This window comes from Microbacterium sp. OR16 (genome assembly GCF_047306725.1).
GTDB lineage: Bacteria > Actinomycetota > Actinomycetes > Actinomycetales > Microbacteriaceae > Microbacterium.
The window spans coordinates 551,412-574,145 of sequence record NZ_JAZEXK010000002.1; the positions used below are offsets into that span (position 1 = coordinate 551,412).

Sequence of the window (22,734 nt, forward strand, 5' to 3'; positions counted from 1 at the left end):
CTCATCACACGCTGCCCACACCACGCCGCGCACGCTGCGCGACCGGGTCGGGCACGGGAATCGCTCCGAGCAGGGTTCTCGTGTACTCGTTCTCGGGATCGTGGATGACGGCGTCGGTCGCGCCGCTCTCCACCACTTGCCCGTCCTTCATCACCAGAACTCGATCGGAGATCGTGGAGACGACGTACAGGTCGTGGCTGATGAAGATGCATGCGAAGTTGTGCTCCCGCTGCAGCCGCGCCAGCAGTTCGAGGACGGTCACCTGCACCGTCACATCCAGCGCCGAGGTCGGTTCGTCCGCGATGAGGACGTCCGGCCGATGCGAGACCGCGCGCGCGATGGCCACGCGCTGGCGCTGACCGCCCGAGAGCTCGTGGCGCCGGCGATCGATCCACGCGGGATCCAGATCCACGTCCGCGAGCAGCTCGCCGGCGCGCCGACGCAACTCGCCCTTGTCGCGGACGGTTCCGCTGCGCCACAGCGGCTCGGTGACGACCCGCCAGAGCGGAAGGCTCGGATCCAGCGAGGACGTCGGGTCCTGGAACACGACTCCGAGCCGGGACAGCGCCTTGCGGCGGCGGCGTCCGCGCAGCCCCACCAGTTCGACGCCGGACAGCGACACCGATCCACCGGTCACCGGAGCGAGGCCGAGGATCGCCCGAGCGATCGTGGACTTGCCCGAACCGGACTCGCCGACGATGCCCAGCGTCTCGCCGCGCGCGACACTCAGATGCGCCCCGCGAACGGCGGCCCGGCGGTTCTCCTCGGTCCGCGGGCGACGCAGACCCGAGCGGCGGTACTCCACGAGCAGATCGCTGACCTCCAACGCCACCGGCTCCGCGGCATCCACCTCGACAGCCGCCTCCTGGACGACGTCCGGCTCGCGAACGGCGGGTTGCCGCTCATCCTCGCCGTGCAGGGCCCGGGCGGCCGACAGCAGTGAGCGGGTGTACTCGTGCGTCGGGTTCTCGAAGATCGAGTAGACGTCGCCGGTCTCCACGACCTGACCGTTGCGCATCACGACCACGGAGTCGGCGATGTCCGCGACGACGCCCATGTCGTGCGTCACGAAGACCATCCCCATGCGCTCACGCTGGACGAGCTCACGGAACATGGCCAGCAGGTTGCGCTGGGTGGTGACGTCGAGTGCTGTGGTCGGCTCGTCGGCGATGAGAAGCGCCGGCTTCCAGGCGACCGCGCCCGCAGCCATGATCCGCTGGCGCTGCCCGCCGGAGAGCTGGTGCGGATAGCGCTGCAGAAGGTCGTCGTAGCCACCCAGCCCGACGAGGTCGAGCAGCTCCTGGGGCTCACGGCGCGGTCCGCCGGTGTGGTCCTGATGCGCGCCGATGGCTTCGGCCAAGAAGTCGCCGATGGTGTGCAGCGGGTTGAGCGCTGTCATCGGCTCCTGGTAGACGCATGCGATCTCGGCGCCGCGGTAGCGGCGCATCTCGCCCTCGGAGGCACCGACCAGTTCGGTGCCCTGGAAGCGGATCGAACCGTGGCGGGTCACGCCCTGCGGCAGCAGAGCGGGGATCGCCATGGCCGTCATGGACTTGCCGGCGCCGGATTCGCCGACCAGCGCCACGACCTCTCCGGGCGAGACCGTGAAGGAGACGCCCCGCACGAGCTGCTTGTCGGCGACGTCGATGCGAAGGTCCGAGACCGAGAGCAGTACCTCGTCGCGCGCGTTCATGCGTTGACTCCCTGTCCGAGCGAGATGTCGTTCGGGCGCGCGGCTGCGTTCTTCCGTGCCGGGCGCCGCTTCCGTGTGACCCCGCGAGGGTCGAGGAGATCCCGAACCCAATCCGCGACGTATCCGAGTGAGACCAGCAGCGCGACGAGCACGATGCTGGGGATGAGCAGCTGCCACGGGCTCTGCATGAAGTACTGCTGTCCGGTCGCGATCATCAGACCGAGCGAGGGACGCGGTGGCGTGATGCCCAGACCGAGGAAGCTGAGTCCGGACTCCAGACCCACGGCGAACGCGAGCGTGAGGAAGCCCTGAGCGAGCACCAGCGGCCCGACGCCGCGCAGGAGCGGCCCGCTGATGATCTGCCAGCGCGTACCGCCGAACAGCTCGGCCGACTCGACGTACAGCGACTGCCGCAGCGAGAGCACCTCACCATATGCGAGCCGCGCGAACGTGGGGAAGAACGCGATCGCGCAGACGGCCACGACGGTGAGGTCGCTGGCGCCGTAGAGCGAGACGATGAGCATCGCGAAGACGAGGTTCGGAAACGCGAGCACGACGTCGACCACGCGCATCAGGAGCAGATCGGCGAAGCCGCGGAAGTACGCGGCGAGGATGCCGATGAGCGTGCCGACGAGGGCGGCGAGCAGCGTACCCGATGCGCACACGATGATCTCGGTGCGCAGACCCACCACGAGGCGGGCGAACGTGTCGCGCCCGAGGTTGTCGGTTCCCAGTGGATGCCCTGCGGCGCCGATCGGTGCGAAGGCGTCCGCGACGTCCTGCGCCAACGGGTTGACGGTGCTGAACAGCGGGTAGATGAAGATGAACAGGACCACCAGGGTCATCACGCAGCTCGTGATGAAGAGTCCGGGGCTGGACCTGTGCCAGATCGTTCGGAAGGCGCTTCTCATCGGAATCACCCCTCCACTCGGGGGTCAAGGAATCGGTAAAGGAGGTCGACGAGGAGGTTGGTCAGGATGAACACCACGGCGAACAGGATGACGATGCCCTGGACCAGCGGATAGTCGCGACCGTTGATGGCATTCAGCAGCGTGCTTCCGATACCCGGCCAGTTGAAGACCTGCTCGATCAGCACGGTCGCGCCCAGCAGTCCGCCCAGCTGCAGCCCCGAGACGGTGACCACCGGGTTGATCGCATTGCGGAAGACGTGGCGGCGGAACACGCGTGCACGCGGGAGTCCCATGCCGCGGGCCGTGCGCACCCAGTCCTCACGACGAACGGAGAGGATGGAGGTCCGCGCGACCCTCCCGACGATGGCGAGGAACCCGAAGGACAACGCCAGGCTGGGCAGGAACGCGTGGTACAGGAACGGCCCGATCCCCTCCTCCGGGGCTCGGTATCCCAGCGAGGGGAACCAGCCCAGGCTCAGCCCGACGATGAGCGACAGGAAGATCGCGATCACGAAGCCGGGCGTCGAGACCGCCACCGAGATGAGTCCGGACAGCACGCGGTCGAGCACGCTCCCCGGCCAGTTGCCGGACAGAACGCCGAACGCGAGGCCGACGATGCCGCCGATGATGAGCGCGATGAACACGAGAGTGACGGTGTTGCCCAGCGGCGACGCGATGATCTCGGTCACCGGGGTGGAGTACTTGATGGAGCTGCCCAGGTCGCCGCGCAGCAGATCGCCGAGGTAGGTGACGTACTGCAGCAGGATGGGACGGTCCAGCCCGAGCTCCTGTTCCAGGGCGGCGACGGCGGCGGGATTGACGTCCCCGCCGCCGGCGCCACCTTGCAGGATGATCGATGCGGGGCCGCCCGGGACGGCGCGCACGGCCAGGAAGACCAGTGTCACGACGCCCCAGACGGTGACGACACCCAGTCCGAGTCGAAGCAATATGTAGCGAATCATTGAGAACCCATTCGAATCAGAGGGTGCCGTGCGCAGCGCGACTCATTCGGTGAGACGCGCTCCGGCCAGGCTGTACATCGAGGAATAGACGATCGGTCCGTTGAGCATCTCGAAGCCTTCGAGCGCGTCGGTGTAGGCGTAGGCCGCCGTCCCCTGTCCCCACGTCACGAACGGCACGTCCTCGAGGTAGATCTCTCCCAGTTCATGGTAGATCTCGGCACGTTCGGGGCCGTCCGGGGTCTGCGCGCCCTTGTCGAGCAGTTCGGCGTAGAGGTCCTGGTTGATGCCGAAGCTGCGCACGAAGGTCGGACCGCCGATGAACGCACCGGTGATGGAGGACGGGTCGTTGATCGCCGCGGGCGGACCGCCGATCATCAGGTCGTACGAGCCGTTGTTGCCCTTGGCGATCAGGTTGGCGTAGTCGCCCGTCTCGATCTCCGCGGTGATGCCGATCTTCTCGAGGTCGCTCTTGACGACCTGCGCGCGCTCGCTGTGACCGAAGTACTGCGAGTTCGTCAGCAGCGTGAGGTCGATGCCGCCGTCGGGGAAGCCGGCCTCCGCCAGCAGCTCCTTCGCCTTGTCGAGGTCCTGCGCGTAGTGCGTGGCCTGCTCTTCGTCGTAGTACTCGCTGTCCTCCGAGATGGGCAGTCCGCCGCTGGCGGTGCCGTACCCGAGGGTGCCGACCTCGTTGAGGGCGTCCAGGTCGAGGGCGTATGCGATCGCCTGGCGCACCTCGGGGATCGCGACCGGACCCTCGGTCAGGTTGAACTGGAGCGCACCATAGAGACCGTGGGCCGTGTCGAGCGTGACGCCGTTCGTCTTCTCGATCGTCGCGTAATCGGTGGCCGGCACATAGTCGATGAACTGCACCTGGCCGCTGACCAGAGCCTTCACGCGGGTCTGCGCGTCAGCCATGAAGATCATCTCGATCTCCTCGAGCTCGACGGAGTCCGCCTCGTAATAGTTGGGGTCGGCCTCGAGGGTGTACGAGACGCCCTTCTTGTAATCGGTCACCATGAACGGGCCGGCTCCGACGGGAACGCCGTTCGCGTCGACCGGCTCCTCGGGAACGATCGCGTTGAGCGGGTTGGCGATGATCTTGGGCAGTGCCGTCTGCGGCTCTGCGAGCGTGAGCACGACCGTCGTGTCGTCCGGGGCCTCGATGGCGGCGATGTTCGCGAACGACGTCTGGTCTGCGGCGCCGTTCTCGGGCACCGCGAGGTACTCGTAGGTGCGCTTCACGTCGGCTGCGGTCAGCGGGTCTCCGTTGGAGAACGCGAGCCCGTCGCGAAGCGTGAAGGTGTAGGTCAGGCCGTCTTCAGAGACCTCGTAGTCGGAGGCGAGCGCGGGGACGACGTCGCCGTCCGGGCCGTACGAGAGCAGGCCGCGGCGCACCAGCGTGATGAGCTGGCGGTTGGCGGAGCCCTGGTCCACGCCGGTCTTGAAACCGGGAGGCTCGGCGGAGAAGCCGATCGTGAGGGTCTGGTCGACAGCTGCATCCGTGCCGCCGGCGCTCGAATCGCCGGCGCAACCGGTCAGGCCCAGGCCGAGCACGAGTGCGGTGGCTCCGGCGACGACGCCGAGCCGTGCACCGCGCCGAGGGCGGATGTTGAGAGTATTCATGCCGTGAATCCGTCTCTTGAGGGCCCGAAGGGGCCGAGGGGAAGAGAAAGTAGTGCTCGGCTGCGATGCCGAGTGCCGGGACCAGGGAGTCATGAGCTGTTCGGGCGCTCACTCACCCGCTCGCCGGGGTTCTGCGGTGAACCTCCTCCTGTCTTCGTCGGTTCGGGAGAAAAGTGGGACACGCTCTTTTTGGGAACGTTCCCGGTAGGTTTTGTCCCACTCTTACGCACGTTGGGAACGATGTCAATATCATGAGGGAAGATTTACCAGACGGTGATCGTCGGGGCGGCTGCGAATGGCCCGTCCGCTACGATGCCATCGACCGAACAGGAGCGATGCATGGCGCACGGAGCAGTGACGATCATCGACGTCGCGCGAGAAGCAGGGGTGTCGAAATCGGCGGCCGCCCGGGTGCTCGCGCAGAAGGGATCGGCGAGCGAGAAGACGCGGACCAAGGTCCTCGAGGCGGCGGATCGCCTGGGGTACCGTCCGAACCAACTGGCTCGCGCCATGAAGTCGGGCACCACGAACATCATCGGCATCGTCGTCCCGGACGTCGCGATCCCCTTCTTCTCGGCGGTGCTGCGCGGTTCGGCCGACACCGCCCGTGCTGCCGGGTTCGAGGTGCTCGTCAGCAACACCGACAACGACGCCGACATCGAGGATCGCGCATTGGAACTGCTGGCTGAGCAGCGCGTGGACGGCGTGATCATCGCGCCCGTCTTCCAGCCGGACCCCGCCGCGATCACGCGGTTGTGCGAGGAGGGGATGCCGATCGTCCTTCTCGATCGCCGGATGCCGGGGCTCGAGCACCTTCCGCTGGTCTCGGTGGACCACGTCGACGCGTCCGAGCGCGCCGTCCAGGCGCTCATCGACGAGGGGCACCGGCGCATCGCGCTTGTCACCGAGGCTTCTCAGGTGCATTCCACCCTGAAGGACTTCACCGACCGGCCGGCGGAGGACGTCGATCTGTCGCTGCTCCGACCCTCAGCCCAGCGCTTGGTGGGGTACCTCCGCGCGCTGGGTCGCGCCGGGCTCGACATCGACGAGCGCCTGATCATCCGCTCCAGCTACACCACGGCGGATGCCCAGAAGGCGGTGGAGGCGTTCCTGGAGACGGGAATCGAGGCCTCGGCGCTGCACGCCACCGACGCCGTGCTCAGTTCGGGTGCCTATCGAGCGCTGCGAGCTCGGGACCTGGCGATCCCCGATGACCTTTCCTTCATCGGGTTCGACGATCAGGACTGGACGACGATGGTGCAACCCGCGGTCACCGTGGTGGAGCAGCCGCGTCAGCGGCTGGGCGCCACGGCGACCACGGCGCTGATCGGGATCATCCGGGGAGCGGCGGCGGAGTCGCGCCCGCAGATGCTCACTGCTGAGCTTCTGGTGCGCGACTCCGTCGCCGCCGCCGCACGGGCGACGAGTCAGCTCCGATAGCTGTGGGCCGTCTCCGGGGAAACGCGGCCATCCTGCACATCGGCCTGAAGGGCTTCGTCCACTCTGGCCGAAGGATCGCCATAGCCGCCGGCGCCGGCCGTCTCGATGGACGCCCACTGACCAGGCTGCAGAACCGTGTAGCCGTGATCGATGGGCCGCGCATCCTCGCTGAGCACGCAGCGTGCCGAAGCGCCGGGACCGCCACCGAACACTCCCCAAGGCTGCGACTTCTGACGACTCGTGTCGAGCCAGAAGTGCACGTCCTCGGCTTCGGCCCGGATCCGGCGCCGAATGCCCATGCCGCCGCGGTACTCACCGGTGCCGCCGGAGTCCTCGATGAACTCGTACGCCTCGACCATGAGCGGGTACTCGGTCTCCAGGCTCTCGACCGGCAGGTTCGAGGTGTTCGTCATGTGCACCTGGACGCCGTCCAGGCCGTCCTTGTTGTACCGGGCTCCGCTACCGCCGCCGATCGTCTCGAGGTACACGAAGTCGCGCCCGCGTGCGTTGTCACGGCCGGAGAAGTGCACCCCGGTGTTGGCGCCGTTGGACGCCCCGGTCACGCGCTCGGGCACGGCGGGAGCCAGCGCCCCCTGGATCAGATCGACGATGCGCTGACACGTCTCGCTGCGGCCGTTGACCGCGGCGGGGGCCGAGCAGTTGATGATCGACCCCTCCGGCGCCTCGATCGTGATCGGTCGGTAGAGCCCCGCGTTGGGGGCGATATCCGAATCGATCAGTGTCTTGATCGTGTAGTACACCGCAGCGTACAGACCGGTCCAGACGACGTTCACACTCGCCCGGACCTGGGGAGGGTTGCCGGCGAAGTCGAAGAGCATCCTGTCGCCGCTGACCACGATCCGCACCCGCAACGTGAGCTCTTCGTCCAGCTCGGGGCAGTCGAACTTGTCCTCGAACGTGTACTCGCCGTCGGGGAACTCGGAGATCGCGACGCGCGTCCGGCGCTCGGTGTAGTCGAGCAGCTCCGCCCCGATGGCACGCACGACGTCGGCACCGTAGCGCTCGCACAGCTCGGTGTACCGCGTCACGGCCACCCGCAGCGCCGCCTCCTGCGCACGCAGGTCGGCGATGCGCTCTTCGGGGATCTGGCAGTTGAGCAGGATGAGTTGAAGGAGCTCGTCCTGACGCACCCCTTCGCGCACCAGGTGGACCGGAGGGATGCGGATCGCCTCCTGGAAGATGTGCGCGTGACCCCGATCGCCGAAATCGGCGTGGTGTGCCAGCGTCGCCGCCCACGCGGAGAGCTTGCCGTCGATGAAGATCGGCGTCGCCAGCACGATGTCGGGGAGGTGCGAGCCTCCGCCGGTGTACGGGTCGTTGCCGATGAACACGTCGCCCGGGCGGATCTTGTCGAGGGAGTACTGCTCGCGCAGCGCCGACACGATGCCCATGAGCGAACCGAGGTGCAGGGGTGAGCCACCCTCATCTTGGGCGATGGCCTGCCCCTCGGCATCGAAGAGGCTCGCGGTGCAATCGCGGCGCTCCTTGATGTTCGGCGAGAAGGCCGCCTTCACCAGCGTCTCGCTCATCTCCTCGACGATGGTCGACAGGGCGGACCCGACGACCTCGACGAGCACGGGATCCAATTCGATAGCGGTCACTTCTGCTCTCCGATCTCCACGATGAGGTTGCGGTATTCGTCCACACGGCACACGTCCGACGGCAGCAGGACGGTCGTGGTGTCCATCTGCTCCACGATGGCCGGCCCGGTGAAGACATCGCCGGGGGTGAGCAGTGCACGGTCGTAGACCGGTGTGTCGACGTATCCGGCGACGGGGTCGAAGCAGGTGCTCCGAGTCTCGACGACGGCCTTCGCCGGGTCGGACGGACTGATCTCGTCGCGTCGCAGATCCACGTGCGGCGCGGAGCCGGAGGCCTCGAGTCGGAACGTGACGACCTCGACAGCGGCATCCTCTGAACGGTATCCGTAGACGCGCTCGTGCGCCTCGTGGAACAGCTCGATGACGGCATCCGCCCCATCCGCAGCGAAGCGGTGGCCCGCAGGAACCTCGACGGCGAGCTCGAAGTTCTGACCGCGGTACCGCAGGTCCATGCGTCGACGCAGGGTGCGTCCGCTCTCTTCGACCTCCTCTTCGACGAACCACTCCGCCGCGCGAGCGGCGAGCTCGTCGAAGACGTCGTCCACGGCTGCCGCCGTGGTGTCGTCCACCGCGGTGATCAGCGTGCGCATGAAGTCCGTCTTGACGTCGGTCATGAGCAGGCCCAACGCCGACTGCGCGCCCGGGATCTCGGGGATCACGATCGTGCGCATGCCCAGTTCCCGCGCGAGACGCGAGGCGTGGAGAGGACCGGCACCGCCGAAGGGAACCAGCGCGTAGTCGCGCGGGTCGTATCCGCGCTGCACGCTGACCACGCGGATCGCGCGCGCCATGTTGGCGGTGACCACGCGAAGGATGCCGAGGGCGGTCTCCTCCACGGACAGTCCCAGCGGCTCGGCCAGGCGCTGGACGGCGGCCACCGAGGCGGAACGGTCGATCTTCATCTGTCCGTTGAGCAGATACTCAGGGTTGAGCATCCGCAGCACCACGTTCGCGTCGGTGACGGCGGCGTCGACGCCGTTGCCGTAGCACGCAGGCCCGGGGAAGGCGCCCGCGCTCTGGGGCCCCACCCGCAGGTGGTTACCGCTGTCGATCCAGGCGAGGGAGCCGCCACCCGCGCCGACCGTGTGGATGTCGAGCATGGGCGAGCGCACCGGTCGCCCATCCAGCTCCATCCCCGCGGTGACCTTCGGGCGTCCCTCCTGAACGAGCGAGATGTCGGAGGAGGTTCCGCCCATGTCGAACGTGATGATGTCGTCGAAACCGGCGGCCGAGCAGATCTGCGCCGCCCCCACGACACCGGTGCTGGGCCCGGAAAGGACCAGGCGGACCGGCAGCGACTCGGCGGTCGAGAACGGGATCACCCCGCCGTTGCTCTGCGTGACATGCGGGACGGCGGTCAGGCCGCGGTCGGCGAGCACCCCGCGCAGACGGGCGAGGTAGTTCGCGACGACCGGACCCACGTAGGAGTTGGTGACGACAGTGGACAGGCGCTCGTACTCCCGGAACTCAGGGAGCACGTCACAGGAGAGCGAGACATAGACCTCGGGCATCTCCTCGCTGATGATCTCGCCGATGCGTCGCTCGTGGTCGGCGTTCAGGTAGCTGTACAGCAGACACACCGCGATCGATTCGACCCCGGCATCCTTCAGCTCCCGGACCGCACGGCGGACGTCGTCCTCATCCAGCGGGGTCTCGACGGCGCCGGTGTGACGCACGCGCTCGGTGACCTCCTTGCGCAGATGCCGTGGCACCTGCGGTTCGGGCTTGTCCGCCTGGGGGTCGTACATGCTCGGGCGGCGGCCGCGTCCGAGCTCGAGCAGGTCACGGAAGCCGCGCGTGGTGATGAGGCCGGTCCGCGCGCCTCGTCCGGTCAGTAGAGCGTTCGTGCCGACCGTCGTGCCGTGGGCGAAGTACCCGACCTCGTCGATCGTCCGGGAGCCGATCTGGTCGAGGATGGCCTCGACGCCCTCGACGATCGCGCGTCCCGGGTCGTCGGGCGTACTGGAGACCTTGCGCACGTGCACGCGCCCCGTGCCCTCATCGAAGGCGCACACATCGGTGAAGGTGCCGCCGGTATCCACTCCGATGCGCAAGCTCATGCCGTCACCGCTTCCTGATCGTCGTTGCTGTTGTCATTCGTTCCATGCTCACGCCGAACGGCCTCCGCGTCGAACGGGATGCCCCGCTCGAACGCTCCGTTCACCTGGCACACCTGCGCAGCCTGCGCGCTGGCGGCGACGAGGGTCGATCGCAGATCGCGCCCCGCCCCGATGCCGACCAGCACGCCCGCGATGAACGCGTCGCCCGCGCCCAGCGTGTCGCGCACGTGCACGCGGTCGGCCTCCTGGTGCAGGATGCCGTCGGCGGACCCGAGCAGCGCTCCCTCGGATCCGCGTGTCACCAGAGCGTATTCCGCTCCGGCGTCCAGCACGCGACGGACCAGCAGTCCGGCCTCCTCCTCGCCGAGATGACCGCCGGAGAAGCTCGCCAGATGCAGGTGAGGGAGGTAGGGCTCGGCGTCGCGAGGATCGAACCGGCTGCCGAAGTCGAACGACACCTGTGCGCGCTCTGCCATCTCGGGCACCCGGCTGAGCAGGGTGCCCGCGTACCCGGAGTGCACGATGTCGTACTCCCCCATCGCCTTCAGGTGAGCGTCCTCCAGTTCGAAGAGCGCTGTCGTGCGATCGGATCGGAGGAACACCCGGTCGTTGCCGACCAGTTCGACATCTGCTGTCGCGTTGGGAGCCTGCACGACGCGCGTGAGCGTGGTGTCGACGTGCTCCGCCCGCAACGCGCGCAGGATCTGTCGGCCCGCAGCGTCGTTGCCGAGCACACCGAGGTAGCCGGCTCGTGCCCCGAGCCTGGCGGCGAACACGGCGACATTCACCGCGTTGCCGCCCGGATACATCATCGCCTGATGCAGGTATCTGTCGGCGACGTTGTCACCGGCACCGAGGACTCTCATGGGAAGCTCCCGCCCGCCGTTCAGTACGCGATCTTGTACATGTAGCGGCGCTGGGAGGTGTCGTGACCCCGTCGCGCGGCCACGTGATCGAGCACACGGCGCTCGGCACTCATGAGAGCCAGCACACTTAGGTCCGGTCGGGACTCGGCGGGGATGCCAGGCAGAGTGAATCGCGCAGTGTCGACGGCGGCGGAGTTGCGTGTCTGCTTCTCGGCGAAGCGAACGACGCGTTCGCCTAGTTCTCGGCTGGCATCCTCAGCGACGAGGGTGACCACAGTGGTGTCTTCGAGCACCATCTCGAGCGGGCCGTGGAAGAAGTCGCCGGCGTTGATGGCCGCCGAGTTCATCCAGCTCATCTCCTGGAAGTAGCACCACGCCATCATCTTGGCCATGCCGTACGCCGGTCCGCCGCCGACGATGTAGCTCAGGGGCGCGTCCGCGGCCGACAGCAGGTCGGCGACGCGCTCGCCCGCCTCGGCGACCTCGTCCTTGACGGCGCGCAGCGCGCCGGGAAGTGCCGGGATGCCGCGGCGGAGCTCTGACGCCTTCTCCGGGGCGCCGAAGGCGTCCAGCAGCGCTGCCGCGACCTGCTCGTTGTGGACGAGCTTGGGCTCGGTGATGGAGATCGTGTCCGGGTAGTCGAGGTGAACGTCGCCGATCTGCGACAGCCCGTTCTCACCCTGGCGGGAGATGCCGGCAACGATCGCGCCGCGCTCCTTGGCGAACGTCGCTGCGGCCACCGTCTCGGGGGTGTTGCCCGAGTGCGACGCCGCGACGACGAGCGACTTCTCGTTCAGGCCGATGGGCGCACGTGAGGTCAGCTCGGCGCTGGTGATCCGCTGCGAGACGATCCCGGATGCGTAGCGGTCTAGCAGGTCGAAGGCGGGGTAGGTCCCGAAGTGCGAACCACCACATCCCACGAGGTAGACGCGCTCGACGCCGCGCTCCACGGCGCGCTCGACCAGGGAGCGGGCCTTGCCATCCTGGTCGATCGCGTGCTGGACACACGCTTCGAAGTCGTCGGGGACCGGAATCAATTCGCTCATCGCTATCGCTTTCTCTGCGTCACTTCGCCGTCCAGGCGGATGTGGAACGTTCCCACACCGATACTCTTGCCTAAATTGGGAACGGTGTCAATAGCGAGGTGTGCGGGTTTGGCGGCGGCTCTGCACCGTCCGCCGAAACCGCTAGGAGAAACGATCGATGCGGAAGGGCTGCAGCACCGGGGCGGGGCGTCCGGTCAGGAGTTCCTCGGCCACGAGCTATCCGAGGATGAGGCCGAGCGTGGCGCCGGAATGCGTGAATAGCACCGAGAGACCGGGCACCGCCTCCACGGCGCCGACCACCGGTTCACCGTCGCCGGGGATCGGCTTGGGTCCAAGGCCGATGCGACGAACTGTGAGACGCGGAGCGCCGGCAAGCACCTTTGCTGCTTCGGCAAGCAGGCCTGTCACCGTTCCTTCCGGCACTGTGAATTCTCCGTTCCCCCCGCGGACGACGGACTCCTCGGCCCATCGGGAGTCGAGCGCCACGCCCCCGTCGGGCATCGGCCGGACGGCGACCCGCGGAGTGTTCAGCACAGTGCGCACGGGCGCGGCCAGCGGATCGGCCACGACGAGACAGGCCGGCACCGTCGCATCTGGCACCGACACACCGAGGGAGGCGAGCTGAGCAGGCGCATCGGCGCCCGTGGCGAGCACCACCCGGTCCGCGCGAACCAGACGCCCGCCATGCAGTCGAACGCCTCGCACGCCGTCTTCATCCCGCTCGACGTCAGCAGGCCCGACGCGCTCGAGCACCGTCGCGCCACCGGCGACTGCCTGCGCGAGGAGCTCCCGGATGATGTGCGGCAAGTCGATCCAGCCCTCGCCCGGATTGAAGATGGCGCCTTCCTCGTGAACGGCTTGTGCACGGACATCCGGCAGTCGAGCGGCGATCTCCGAACGGGTCACCCAGACGGTGTCGTAGCCACGTGAGCGCTCGTGCTCGAAGATGTCGCGCAGCGATTCGCCCCGGTCAGCCCACTTCAACGCTCCCTCGAAACGCAGATAGCGTTCGCTGCCTGGGCGTCGGGCCTGCCAGCTGCGGTACCGATCGATGCCGAGCATGCGCAAGGTGTGGTAGTCGCGCGAACGGATGCCGGAGGAGTTGATCCACGCCAGAGAGCGACCCGATGCTCCGTCGCCCAGAGTCCCGGCGCTCAACAGTGTCACCTTCGCACCACCGCCCACCAGATGAAGGGCGGTGGACGCTCCGAGGATGCCGCCACCGACCACGATGACATGGAGGGGGCGGGACGTGGGCATCTGGTTCCTCCGGTTTGGGCGCCGGCCCGTTCCGGCCGCGTTCGAGTGGTCAGTCTGGACGGGCACCGGTGATCTCCGCAAGTCCAAACAGGGGTCATTCCACCGCGAGACGACGCGCAGCTGCGTGGTGAGTCACGACCGAGGCGCCCGACGCTCGCGCCCGCTAGCGCCGCCCGAACAGGGCGTGCAGCAGCGGCAGCACCGACACGCACATCAGCGCGACACCCCAGCCCGATGCGGGCTCGAGCAGCAGAACGCCGCCGATCAGCATCCCGCCGAACAGCACGGCCGACACCGCGCGGTACGCGACCCGGATGATGCGGTCGAGCCGCAGCTCGAGGCTCGAGATGTCGAACGTCAGCGAGCCCGAGTCGAGGCGGTCGAGCACGCCGTCGACACGGGCGGGCAGCCGCCACATCGACGACATGTTCGACATCGCCTGCGCGCCGAGGTCCTGCATGAAGTTGCCGCTCTCGTCGCGCAGCAGCTTGGTGGCGTACGGCTCGACGGGCTCCCAGATGTTGAAGGCCGGGTCGAGTGCGCTGCACATGCCCGAGGTGAGCGACACGGCGCGCAGAAGCAGCAGCAGCTTCTCGGGGAACTGCACGGGCAGCGAGCGCACCGTCTCGCCGAACTCCAACCCGAACCGCTGCAGCTCGCGCGGGTCGACATCGCGCAGCTCGTTGAACCCCATGCCGCCGAAGCGTGCGAAGAGCACTGAGAGGGCGCGCTCGAGCTCGACGGTGTTCGTCGAGGGCAGCAGCACGCCGATCTGCTGCGCGGCGACGATCATGCCGTGGCTGTCGCGCGCGGCGACGGCGATGACGAGGGTGCGCAGGCCCGCCCGGATGCCGTCCGGCACCTCGGCCATCATCCCGAAGTCGATGAAGGTGAGGCGCCAGTCGCCGCCGTCGAGGGGCGTCACGAAGACGTTGCCGGGGTGGGGGTCGGCGTGCACGAACGAGTGGGTGAAGACCTGGTCGAGCATCACCTGGGCGAACACGTGCGCGACATCGGCGGGCTCGATGCCGGCTTCGCGCAGCGCGACCGTGTCGCTGATCTTGATCGCGGTGACGTCTTCGAGCGTGAGCACCCGTCGTGTGGATCGCTCCCACACGATCGCGGGCGCGGCAGCCCTGGCATCCGCTGCGAAGTCCTCGGCGAAACGCTCGGCGCTGGCCGCCTCGTGCAGGTAGTCGATCTCCTCGTGGCAGGTCGCGGCGAACTCCTCGACGAGCGCGGGCGCATCGACGCGCGATGACACGGCGCGCACCCGCGACGCCCAGCGCGACACCCGGCGCAGCGCCGCGAGATCGACCGCGACGATCTCGTGGATGCCGGGGCGCTGCACCTTGACGATCACGCGCTCGAGGCCGGTGTCGGCCGCGTCGGCCGCCGACAGGGTGGCGCGGTGCGCCTGACCGAGGGATGCCGCGGCCACCGGCTCCGGGTCGAACGACGCGAACGCCTGTGCGAGTGGCATCCCGAGCTCCGCTTCGGCGGCGGCACGGATGTCGTCGAACCGCTCGGCGGGAACCTCGTCCTGCAGGTCGGCGAGCTCGGCGGTGATCTCGGGCGGCAGCACGTCGAGACGCGACGACATGAACTGCCCGACCTTGATCATGAGCCCGCCGAGCTCGACGGCGAGCGCGCGGAAGCGCCGGGCGAGCCGCAACATCCGGGCATCCCGCGTGCGGTCGGCTACGCGGCCCAGCCCGAAGCGCGGCAGCACGAGCTCGAACCACCAGATCTGCGCGAACGCGCGTGCCGCGAAGCGCAGGATGCGGCGATAGCGAGCGCGGTGGTAGCGGGTCTCGTGCACGGCCGAGACTCCTTCCCCCGGAATCACCCCTCGGCGAGGATCGCGTACAGCCTACGCCGGGCGTCTTCGAGGATCTCGACGCCCTCCTTCACCTGCTCGGGTGTGCCGGTGCGGCCCAGCTGCGCGGCCGCGCTGGCGAGCTCCATGCCCGCCTTGGGAAGGCCGCCGAGAGGGCTCGACCCGCTTCCGCCGCGCTGACCGGCGCCCTCCCAGGGGGCCGGCTTCGCGGCCAGCGCCTCGGATTCGGCGATCCCGGCGTCGGTGAGCGAGTAGGTCTTGCGACCGCCCTGCTCGTCGGCGCTGATGAGACCCTCATCGGCGAGCAGCTGCAGGGTCGGGTAGACCGAGCCCGCGCTGGGCTTCCACGCCCCGCCCGAGCGCTCGCTGATCTCGCTGATGATCTGGTAGCCGTGCATCGGCCGCTCGGCGAGCAGCGAGATGACCGCCGCGCGCACGTCACCGCGCGCCATGCGCGAGCCGCCGGTGCGCTGCTCGAAGCCGGTGCGCAGCTGCTCGACGGCTTCCCACACGCCGGCGAGCGGATTGCCCGCGCCGTTGCTCGAGCCGAAGTTGAACCCACTGGAGGGGAACGATCCGTTCATGATGACCTCCTGTTGTTGAACGATAGTCAACGATATGTCGCTTACTGTCGTTCGGCAAGGGGGTCTTCGCTCGGTCAGGCGCCGTCTGCGCCCCCGCGCTCGGCGGCGAGCTCGGTCAGCTCGGCGGCCGCCTCGCGCAGCGCACGCACGACCTCGACGACGGTCGCGTCGGTGATCCGCGCCGCAGGACCGGAGACCGACACGGCGGCGGGCTGGCCGAGTCCCTGCACCGATACCGCGATGCACCGCACGCCGACCTCCTGCTCGCTGTCGTCGGCGGCGAACCCGCGCCCGCGCGCACGGCGCAGGTCGGTGATGAACGCCTCTTCGTCAGTGATCGTCTGCGGCGTGAAGCGCGGCAGACCGGTGCGGGTGATCAGTGCGCGCACCTGCCGCTCGGGCATGGTCGACAGCATGGCCTTGCCGACGCCGGTCGAGTGCGGCAGCACGCGCCTGCCTATCTCGGTGAACATGCGCATGCGCTGGCGCGACGCGACCTGCCCGGCGTACAGCACGAGGTCACCGTCGAGCACGGCGAAGTTCGCCGTCTCGTGGAACCGCTCCTCGAGCCGGCGCAGCAGCGGCTGGGCGGCATCGGCAAGCGGTGGCACGGCGTGCCTGCCGAGCGAGATCAGGCTCGCGCCGAGCGCATAGCGGCGGTCTTCGAGCTGACGCACATAGCCGAGGTGGTGCAGCGTGCCGAGCAGACGGTGCGCCGTCGGCACCGCGAGTCCGGTCCGGCCGGCGATGGATGCCAGCGACGCCTCGCCTCCGGATGCCGACAGCGCCTCGAGAAGCGAGAAGGCGCGCGCCACGGATTGCACGGTTCCCGCCGGGGCCGTGCCGGTCGCAGGGGTGCGTGGGCCTGGGTTTGCAGCTGTTCCCTCCATGAGTTCCATCATATGAAATCGCCGCTCCAAAAGATGCACGGGTGCCTAATCTGGAACTGCACTTTTGGAGGGGAATGACATGACGACCACGCGCCGGATCGTCGCCATCACCTATGCCACGGCGGCACAGGCGGTCGACCTCGCTATGCAGATCGGCGCCGAACGCGGCGTCCGCCCGGTGGTGTCGGTGGCCGACCCGTCGATGACCGAGATCGCCTTCGGCATGGCCGACGGCGCGACGCCGCACAGCGTCGAGACGAGTCGCCGCAAGGCCGCGACCGCGGCATCCACGCGTCGCCGCACCGCCCTCATCCCCGACGCGGTCGCGATCGCGCTGCCGCTGGGCACGGGCGGCCTGCTGACGACGATCGACGGCGGTCTGCCCATCTACTTCGGCGACGAGCACGCCGGCGGCCTCGGGGTCGCCGGCGGCACCCCCGCGCAGGACGCGGAGATCGCCCTGGAGACCCTGCGCCGTATCGGCGCTCGAACAGAAGGAATGGAACTATGACCTCGCACCTCAGTCGCGCCGATCTCTCGGTCGCTGCTCCCATCGTCGAGTTCGCCGAGGCGGCGCTCGCCGAGAGCGGGCGCGACATCGACGAGTTCTGGGCCGGCGCCAGTGCGATCATCCACGACCTCGGTCCGCGCAATGCCGAGCTGCTGGCGAAGCGCGACGAGCTGCAGCAGAAGATCGACGAGTTCCACCGCGCCAACCCCGGCGTGCCCGAGAAGGACGCCTACCGCGCGCTGCTCACCGACATCGGCTACCTGGTTCCCGAGCCCGAGAACGTGACGGTGACCACCGAGAACGTCGACCCCGAGATCGCCACGATGGCCGGCCCCCAGCTGGTCGTGCCGCTGCTGAACGCCCGCTTCGCGATCAACGCCGCGAACGCCCGCTGGGGTTCGCTGTACGACGCCCTGTACGGCACCGACGCCATCGACCAGTCCGGCGAGCTCGCGCCAGGCACGGAGTTCAACTTCACCCGCGCCGCCGCCGTGGTCGAGCGTGGCCGCGAGCTGCTCGACCAGATCGCCCCGCTCACCGACGGCTCGCACCGCGACGCCACCGGCTACGCCATCGCCGCCGACGGCCTGATCGTGCGCACCGCCGACGGCGACCGCCGCCTGGCCGACCCGTCGGGATTCGTCGGGTACACCGGTGAGGCGGATGCCCCGGCGGCCGTGCTGCTGGTGCACCACGGTCTGCACGCCGAGATCGTCATCGACCGCTCGGGCCGCATCGGCGCGACGGATGCCGCCGGTGCGCAGGACATCATCCTGGAGTCGGCCATCACGACGATCCTCGACCTGGAGGACTCGGTCGCGGCCGTCGACGGTGAGGACAAGGCGCTCGGCTACCGCAACTGGCGTGCGTTCATGGACGGCTCGATCAGCGAATCGGTGACCAAGAACGGCCGCACCTTCACCCGCGTGCCGAACGCCGACCGCGTCTACACGACCGCGGACGGCGGCGAGATCACCCTGCCGGGTCGCGCGGTGCTGTTCATCCGCAACGTCGGCCACCTCATGCGCACGCCCGCCGTGCTCGACCGCGACGGCGAGGAGGTGTTCGAGGGCATCCTCGACGCCATCATGACCTCCCTCGGCTCGCTGCCCGAGCTCGAGGGCCCGAACAAGGGCACCAACTCGCGCACCGGATCGATGTACATCGTGAAGCCGAAGATGCACGGCCCCGAAGAGGTCGCGTTCGCCGCCGAGCTGTTCGGCCGCGCCGAGCAGCTGCTGGGCCTGCCTGCGCGCACCATGAAGATCGGCATCATGGACGAGGAGCGCCGCACGTCGGCGAACCTGAAGGCGGCCATCGCTGCAGCATCGGACCGCGTCGCCTTCATCAACACCGGATTCCTCGACCGCACCGGCGACGAGATCCACACCTCACTGCACGCGGGACCCTTCCTGCCGAAGGCGCTGATCAAGCAGCAGCCGTTCATGAAGGCGTATGAAGACCGCAACGTCTCGATCGGTCTGGAGTGCGGGCTGGGCGGGCACGCGCAGATCGGCAAGGGCATGTGGGCAGAGCCCGACCTCATGCACGACATGCTCGAGAAGAAGATCGCCCACCCGCAGTCGGGGGCATCCACCGCCTGGGTGCCGTCGCCCACCGCCGGAACCCTGCACGCCCTGCACTACCACCAGGTCGACCCGATCGCCGTGCGCGCGACGCTCACCCCCACCGGCGACGACGCGCTCGACGCGCTGCTGGTGCCGCCGCTCGCCGGCGAGGGCGACCTCACGCCGGAGGTCGTCGCGCAGGAGATCGACAACAACGTGCAGTCGATCCTCGGCTACGTGGTGCGCTGGATCGACCAGGGCGTCGGCGTCTCGAAGGTGCCCGACATCCACGACGTCGGCCTGATGGAAGACCGCGCCACCCTGCGCATCTCGAGCCAGCTGCTGGCGAACTGGCTGACCCACGGCGTGATCACCGAAGAGCAGATCGACGACAGCCTGCGCCGCCTGGCCGTCGTGGTCGACGAGCAGAACGCCGGTGACCCGAATTACGAGAAGCTCGCCTTCGCCGAGGGCGAGAAGCCGGGCATCGCGTACACCGCGGCCCGTCGCCTGATCGTCGAGGGCGCCGCGCAGCCCAGCGGGTACACCGAGCCGCTGCTGCACGGCCTGCGTCGCGAGAAGAAGGCCGAGCAGGCGTCGGCCTGAGGTCGGTTCGCTTTGGGGGGCGGATGCTGCGGCATCCGCCCCCTTCTGTGTCCATTGAGTAGGCGAAGCGCTTCAGACGCGAGCGGATGAACACAACCGTCGCTCCCTGCTTAGAACAAGCGATCTGCGCTTGCGCTCGGTAGCGCCTCGTCAGTTGACAGGATCTGCATGAAGCGCTGATTGATGAACAGCCGTTCGCGCCCGACGCGTAGGTCGACCAGAGCGCCAATCGCTTCCAGCGCGTTCAGCCAGTTCGTCGCGGTGGGACGCGAGACGCCGCACCGTCGGACGATGTCGTTGATACGGGCGTACGGGTTCTCGAACAACACATCCAGTAGATCTGCATTGCTCCCGGCCGTGGTTTGCTCACGAATCTCCGTTCGCATGACGTTCTGCAGCGCCTGGATTCGGTCGATCTTCGACAACGTCTGCAACGCCGTCTCTTCGATGCCCCGCAGCACGAAGAGAATCCACTCTTCCCATGCGGCGTCTGCCGTCACCCCCAGCAGGAGGCGGTAGTAAGCACTCTTGTTCCGGATGATGAACCGCGAGAGATAGAGGATCGGCTCGCGTAGAAGATCAGCCTCGACGAGTTGCAGCACATTGAGAATGCGCCCCGTGCGCCCATTGCCGTCCGCGAAAGGGTGGATCGCCTCGAACTGGTAATGGGTGATCGCCATAACCACGAGCGGGTCGATGTCTGCTGTGGTGTGCACGAAGTCGACCCAGTTGTCGAGCTTGCGAAGGATCACGCTCTCGCCGGTAGGTGGAGTGTAGATCGCGTTGCGTGTGTTGGGGTCGCCGATGTATGTACCGGGCAGATCGCGCACACGCATATCGCGACGGTGGATGTTGGTGCACACCTCGATCGCCGTGTTGATCGACAGCGGACGCTTTCGGATCGCTTCCAACCCGCCGAAGAGCGCAGTGCGATAGCGCAACGTCTCCTTGGTCTCTGCTGAAGCCGAGTCCGTTGCCTCCTGAGCGAATCGGAACAACTCGTCTGTCGTCGTGACGATGTTCTCGATCTCAGAACTGGCCTGCGCTTCGAGAAGCGAGATCGAATTCACCAGCACCATGGGGTTCGGCATCCGCTTGGTTGCCTCGTCCATGGCTGCCAAGGCAGCGCGAGCGCGCGTGGTTGCCTTGAGCACCGGCCTTGTCTCGAAGTCGACGCGGGGAGGCAAGAGCGGCAACTCGTTGTACGGAGCGTCGGGTTTCCACGGCATGTGTCAAAGATAGTGACAGATCTCAGTTACGTGCAAAAAATCGGGCCGATTCTTTACACGTCTAAGGGATGTGTGATGTCGCTTTACACGTGCTGGAGGCGTGGCGAACCGGCATACAAGATCGCCTGCGAGCGAGCCGCGCGGAGGTAGGCGACCGCGCCAGCGTCGGAGATTGCGGCCGGGTTCGGCCTGCCTCGGGTCGTTCGCTTACCTCGGATGAGCGGCGAGCGCCTCGGACGGCGGGATGGCAGACGCGGCGTTCGGCGTCAACCCATTCCGCCGGCCCGGGCATCCGACCTACTCTCTTCTCATGAGTGAGCTCACCGCCCCGACCGGACGCGAACCGGCGCTGCGCGCCATCCCCCGAGACGACGGCTCGGCACCGCGTGTGCTGGTGTTCGGCGCGACTGGATACATCGGCGGGCGGCTCACCCCGCGGCTGCTGAACGCCGGGTACCGGGTGCGGGTGCTGGCACGGGATGCCGCGCGCGCGCAGTCGTTCTCGTGGGGGCCCGACGTCGAGATCGTCGAGGGCGAGGCGCAGGATCGAGATGCCGTCGCCGAGGCAATGCGCGATGTCGACGTCGTCTACTACCTGGTGCACTCGATGACCGGCGGCAAGGACTTCGAAGAGAAAGACACCGCGGCTGCGGAGTCGGTGGCGGATGCCGCGGCCGCAGCCGGCGTGAGCCGGATCGTGTACCTCGGCGGGCTGCATCCGGACGACGTCGAGCTGTCGCCCCATCTGCGCTCGCGGGTGCGGGTGGGCGAGATCTTCCTCGAATCGGGAGTGCCGACGCTGGTGCTGCAAGCCGGGGTCGTGATCGGATCGGGATCGGCGTCGTTCGAGATGATCCGCCATCTCACCGACGTGCTGCCGTACATGCCCGCGCCGAAGTGGGTGCGCAACCACATCCAGCCGATCTCGATCCGGGATGTGCTGCACTACCTGCTGGGCGCGGCGCGCATCGACGAGTCGGTGAACACGGCGGTCGATGTCGGCGGGCCCGACGTGCTGCGCTACGGGCAGATGATGAACGGATACGCGCTCGAGGCGGGCCTGCGGCAGCGCGCGATCGCGTCGCTGCCGGTGCTGACTCCGCGGCTGGCGTCGCACTGGGTGAATCTGGTCACGCCGGTGCCGCGGTCGATCGCGCGACCGCTGGTCGAATCGCTGCAGAACGAGTGCGTGATGAAGAATCATGCGATCGACGACCTGATCCCCCGGCCCGAGGGCGGCCTGACGCCCTATCGGAAGGCGGTGGCGATGGCGCTGGGCCGGGTGGATGCCGACGGCGTCGAGACCAGCTGGCAGGATGCCGAGGTGTCTGGCGCGCCGAGCGATCCGCTGCCGAGCGACCCGGATTGGGCCGGGCGCACGGTGTTCACCGACGAGAGGTCGGTGAACACGACGGCGCCGGTGGCCGAGGTGTGGCGCGTGATCACCGGCATCGGCGGCGAGAACGGCTGGTACTCCTCCCGGTTTCTCTGGGCGGTGCGCGGTGTCATGGACCGCGTGATCGGCGGTGTCGGTCTGCGTCGGGGGCGGCGCAGCCGCTCGACGGTGCGTCCCGGCGATGCCGTCGACTTCTGGCGAGTCGAGGCGGTCGAGGAGCCGCTGGTGCTCGAGTCGGGCGAGGGCTCTCGAGGTGGTCTGCTGCGGTTGCGCGCCGAGATGATCGTGCCGGGGTCGGCATGGCTCGAGCTGCGAGCTGTTCCGGATGCCGACGGCACCCGCTACGAGCAGCGCGCGGTGTTCTTCCCCCGTGGCCTGCTCGGCCGGCTGTACTGGCTGGCGGTGCTGCCGTTCCACGGGTTCATCTTCACCGGCATGGCCGCGCGCATCACCGCCGAAGCGGAGGGCGGAGCGAGCAAGACCGATCGCGGTCATTGAGCAGGCGGTCGTTGAGCGAGCGCCAGCGAGTCGAAACGCCGCCGACAAATGACCCCATCACCCGAGAGGGTTTGTCAACGGGCATCCGGAGCGCATCCCCGGGATGACAGGCTGAACCTCCACCGACAG

Annotated in this window: 17 protein-coding genes; 4 read left to right on the plus strand and 13 right to left on the minus strand. The window is 68.2% G+C overall.

The genetic code is table 11. The features are described from left to right. Positions 1-4: 4 nt before the first annotated feature. The 4 genes from V2S05_RS13165 to V2S05_RS13180 all read right to left on the minus strand — a co-directional run bounded on the left by V2S05_RS13165 (position 5) and on the right by V2S05_RS13180 (position 5,189). Entirely contained in the window at positions 5-1,693 is a 1,689-nt protein-coding gene (locus V2S05_RS13165) for an ABC transporter ATP-binding protein (protein ID WP_313354230.1), read from the minus strand. Then, positions 1,690-2,538 (minus strand): ABC transporter permease, encoded by an 849-nt coding sequence (locus V2S05_RS13170; protein ID WP_313354229.1) that lies wholly within the window; start codon positions 2,536-2,538, stop codon positions 1,690-1,692. The genes V2S05_RS13165 and V2S05_RS13170 overlap by 4 nt, the downstream gene beginning before the upstream one ends. Before the next feature lie 71 nt (positions 2,539-2,609). Continuing rightward, a complete protein-coding gene (locus tag V2S05_RS13175) occupies positions 2,610-3,566 on the minus strand; it encodes an ABC transporter permease (protein WP_413635880.1) in 957 nt (318 codons plus the stop codon). Between the two features lie 42 nt (positions 3,567-3,608). After that, positions 3,609-5,189 (minus strand): ABC transporter substrate-binding protein, encoded by a 1,581-nt coding sequence (locus V2S05_RS13180; protein WP_413635882.1) that lies wholly within the window; start codon positions 5,187-5,189, stop codon positions 3,609-3,611. Between the two features lie 339 nt (positions 5,190-5,528). Between V2S05_RS13180 and V2S05_RS13185 the strand changes: the two genes are divergently transcribed. Beyond that, positions 5,529-6,629 (plus strand): LacI family DNA-binding transcriptional regulator, encoded by a 1,101-nt coding sequence (locus tag V2S05_RS13185; protein ID WP_413635884.1) that lies wholly within the window; start codon positions 5,529-5,531, stop codon positions 6,627-6,629. Here V2S05_RS13185 and V2S05_RS13190 read toward each other — a convergent pair. The 8 genes from V2S05_RS13190 to V2S05_RS13225 all read right to left on the minus strand — a co-directional run bounded on the left by V2S05_RS13190 (position 6,617) and on the right by V2S05_RS13225 (position 16,722). Then, positions 6,617-8,251 (minus strand): hydantoinase B/oxoprolinase family protein, encoded by a 1,635-nt coding sequence (locus tag V2S05_RS13190; protein ID WP_413635886.1) that lies wholly within the window; start codon positions 8,249-8,251, stop codon positions 6,617-6,619. The genes V2S05_RS13185 and V2S05_RS13190 overlap by 13 nt on opposite strands. Then, on the minus strand, positions 8,248-10,311 hold the full coding sequence (locus V2S05_RS13195) for a hydantoinase/oxoprolinase family protein (RefSeq protein WP_413635888.1): 2,064 nt from the start codon (positions 10,309-10,311) through the stop codon (positions 8,248-8,250). The genes V2S05_RS13190 and V2S05_RS13195 overlap by 4 nt, the downstream gene beginning before the upstream one ends. Continuing rightward, positions 10,308-11,177 (minus strand): PfkB family carbohydrate kinase, encoded by an 870-nt coding sequence (locus V2S05_RS13200; RefSeq protein ID WP_413635890.1) that lies wholly within the window; start codon positions 11,175-11,177, stop codon positions 10,308-10,310. The genes V2S05_RS13195 and V2S05_RS13200 overlap by 4 nt, the downstream gene beginning before the upstream one ends. 20 nt (positions 11,178-11,197) lie before the next feature. Next, positions 11,198-12,223 (minus strand): SIS domain-containing protein, encoded by a 1,026-nt coding sequence (locus tag V2S05_RS13205; protein ID WP_413635891.1) that lies wholly within the window; start codon positions 12,221-12,223, stop codon positions 11,198-11,200. A 216-nt stretch (positions 12,224-12,439) separates the two neighbouring features. Further along, positions 12,440-13,483 carry an NAD(P)/FAD-dependent oxidoreductase gene (locus V2S05_RS13210; RefSeq protein WP_413635893.1) on the minus strand — a complete coding sequence of 348 codons (1,044 nt, stop codon included), beginning with the start codon at positions 13,481-13,483 and terminating at the stop codon, positions 12,440-12,442. Between the two features lie 163 nt (positions 13,484-13,646). After that, on the minus strand, positions 13,647-15,305 hold the full coding sequence (locus V2S05_RS13215; RefSeq protein WP_413635895.1) for an ABC1 kinase family protein: 1,659 nt from the start codon (positions 15,303-15,305) through the stop codon (positions 13,647-13,649). 23 nt (positions 15,306-15,328) lie between these two features. Beyond that, positions 15,329-15,907 (minus strand): PadR family transcriptional regulator, encoded by a 579-nt coding sequence (locus V2S05_RS13220; RefSeq protein ID WP_413635896.1) that lies wholly within the window; start codon positions 15,905-15,907, stop codon positions 15,329-15,331. A 74-nt stretch (positions 15,908-15,981) separates the two neighbouring features. Further along, positions 15,982-16,722 carry an IclR family transcriptional regulator gene (locus V2S05_RS13225; protein WP_413635898.1) on the minus strand — a complete coding sequence of 247 codons (741 nt, stop codon included), beginning with the start codon at positions 16,720-16,722 and terminating at the stop codon, positions 15,982-15,984. A gap of 154 nt (positions 16,723-16,876) precedes the next feature. Between V2S05_RS13225 and V2S05_RS13230 the strand changes: the two genes are divergently transcribed. Then, positions 16,877-17,308 carry a GlcG/HbpS family heme-binding protein gene (locus V2S05_RS13230; RefSeq protein WP_413635900.1) on the plus strand — a complete coding sequence of 144 codons (432 nt, stop codon included), beginning with the start codon at positions 16,877-16,879 and terminating at the stop codon, positions 17,306-17,308. Continuing rightward, positions 17,305-19,482, plus strand: a complete 2,178-nt coding sequence (locus tag V2S05_RS13235) for a malate synthase G (protein WP_413635902.1) — start codon at positions 17,305-17,307, stop codon at positions 19,480-19,482. Before V2S05_RS13230 ends, V2S05_RS13235 begins: the two co-directional genes overlap by 4 nt. A gap of 110 nt (positions 19,483-19,592) precedes the next feature. Here V2S05_RS13235 and V2S05_RS13240 read toward each other — a convergent pair whose 3' ends face one another. Continuing rightward, complete coding sequence (locus V2S05_RS13240) at positions 19,593-20,711, minus strand: Fic family protein (protein WP_413635904.1); 1,119 nt, start codon at positions 20,709-20,711, stop codon at positions 19,593-19,595. 310 nt (positions 20,712-21,021) lie between these two features. On the opposite strand from V2S05_RS13240, the gene V2S05_RS13245 reads away from it, so the two are divergent. Then, positions 21,022-22,605, plus strand: coding sequence for an SDR family oxidoreductase (locus tag V2S05_RS13245; RefSeq protein ID WP_413635906.1), 1,584 nt, complete (start codon positions 21,022-21,024; stop codon positions 22,603-22,605). The last annotated feature ends 129 nt before the right edge of the window (positions 22,606-22,734 follow it).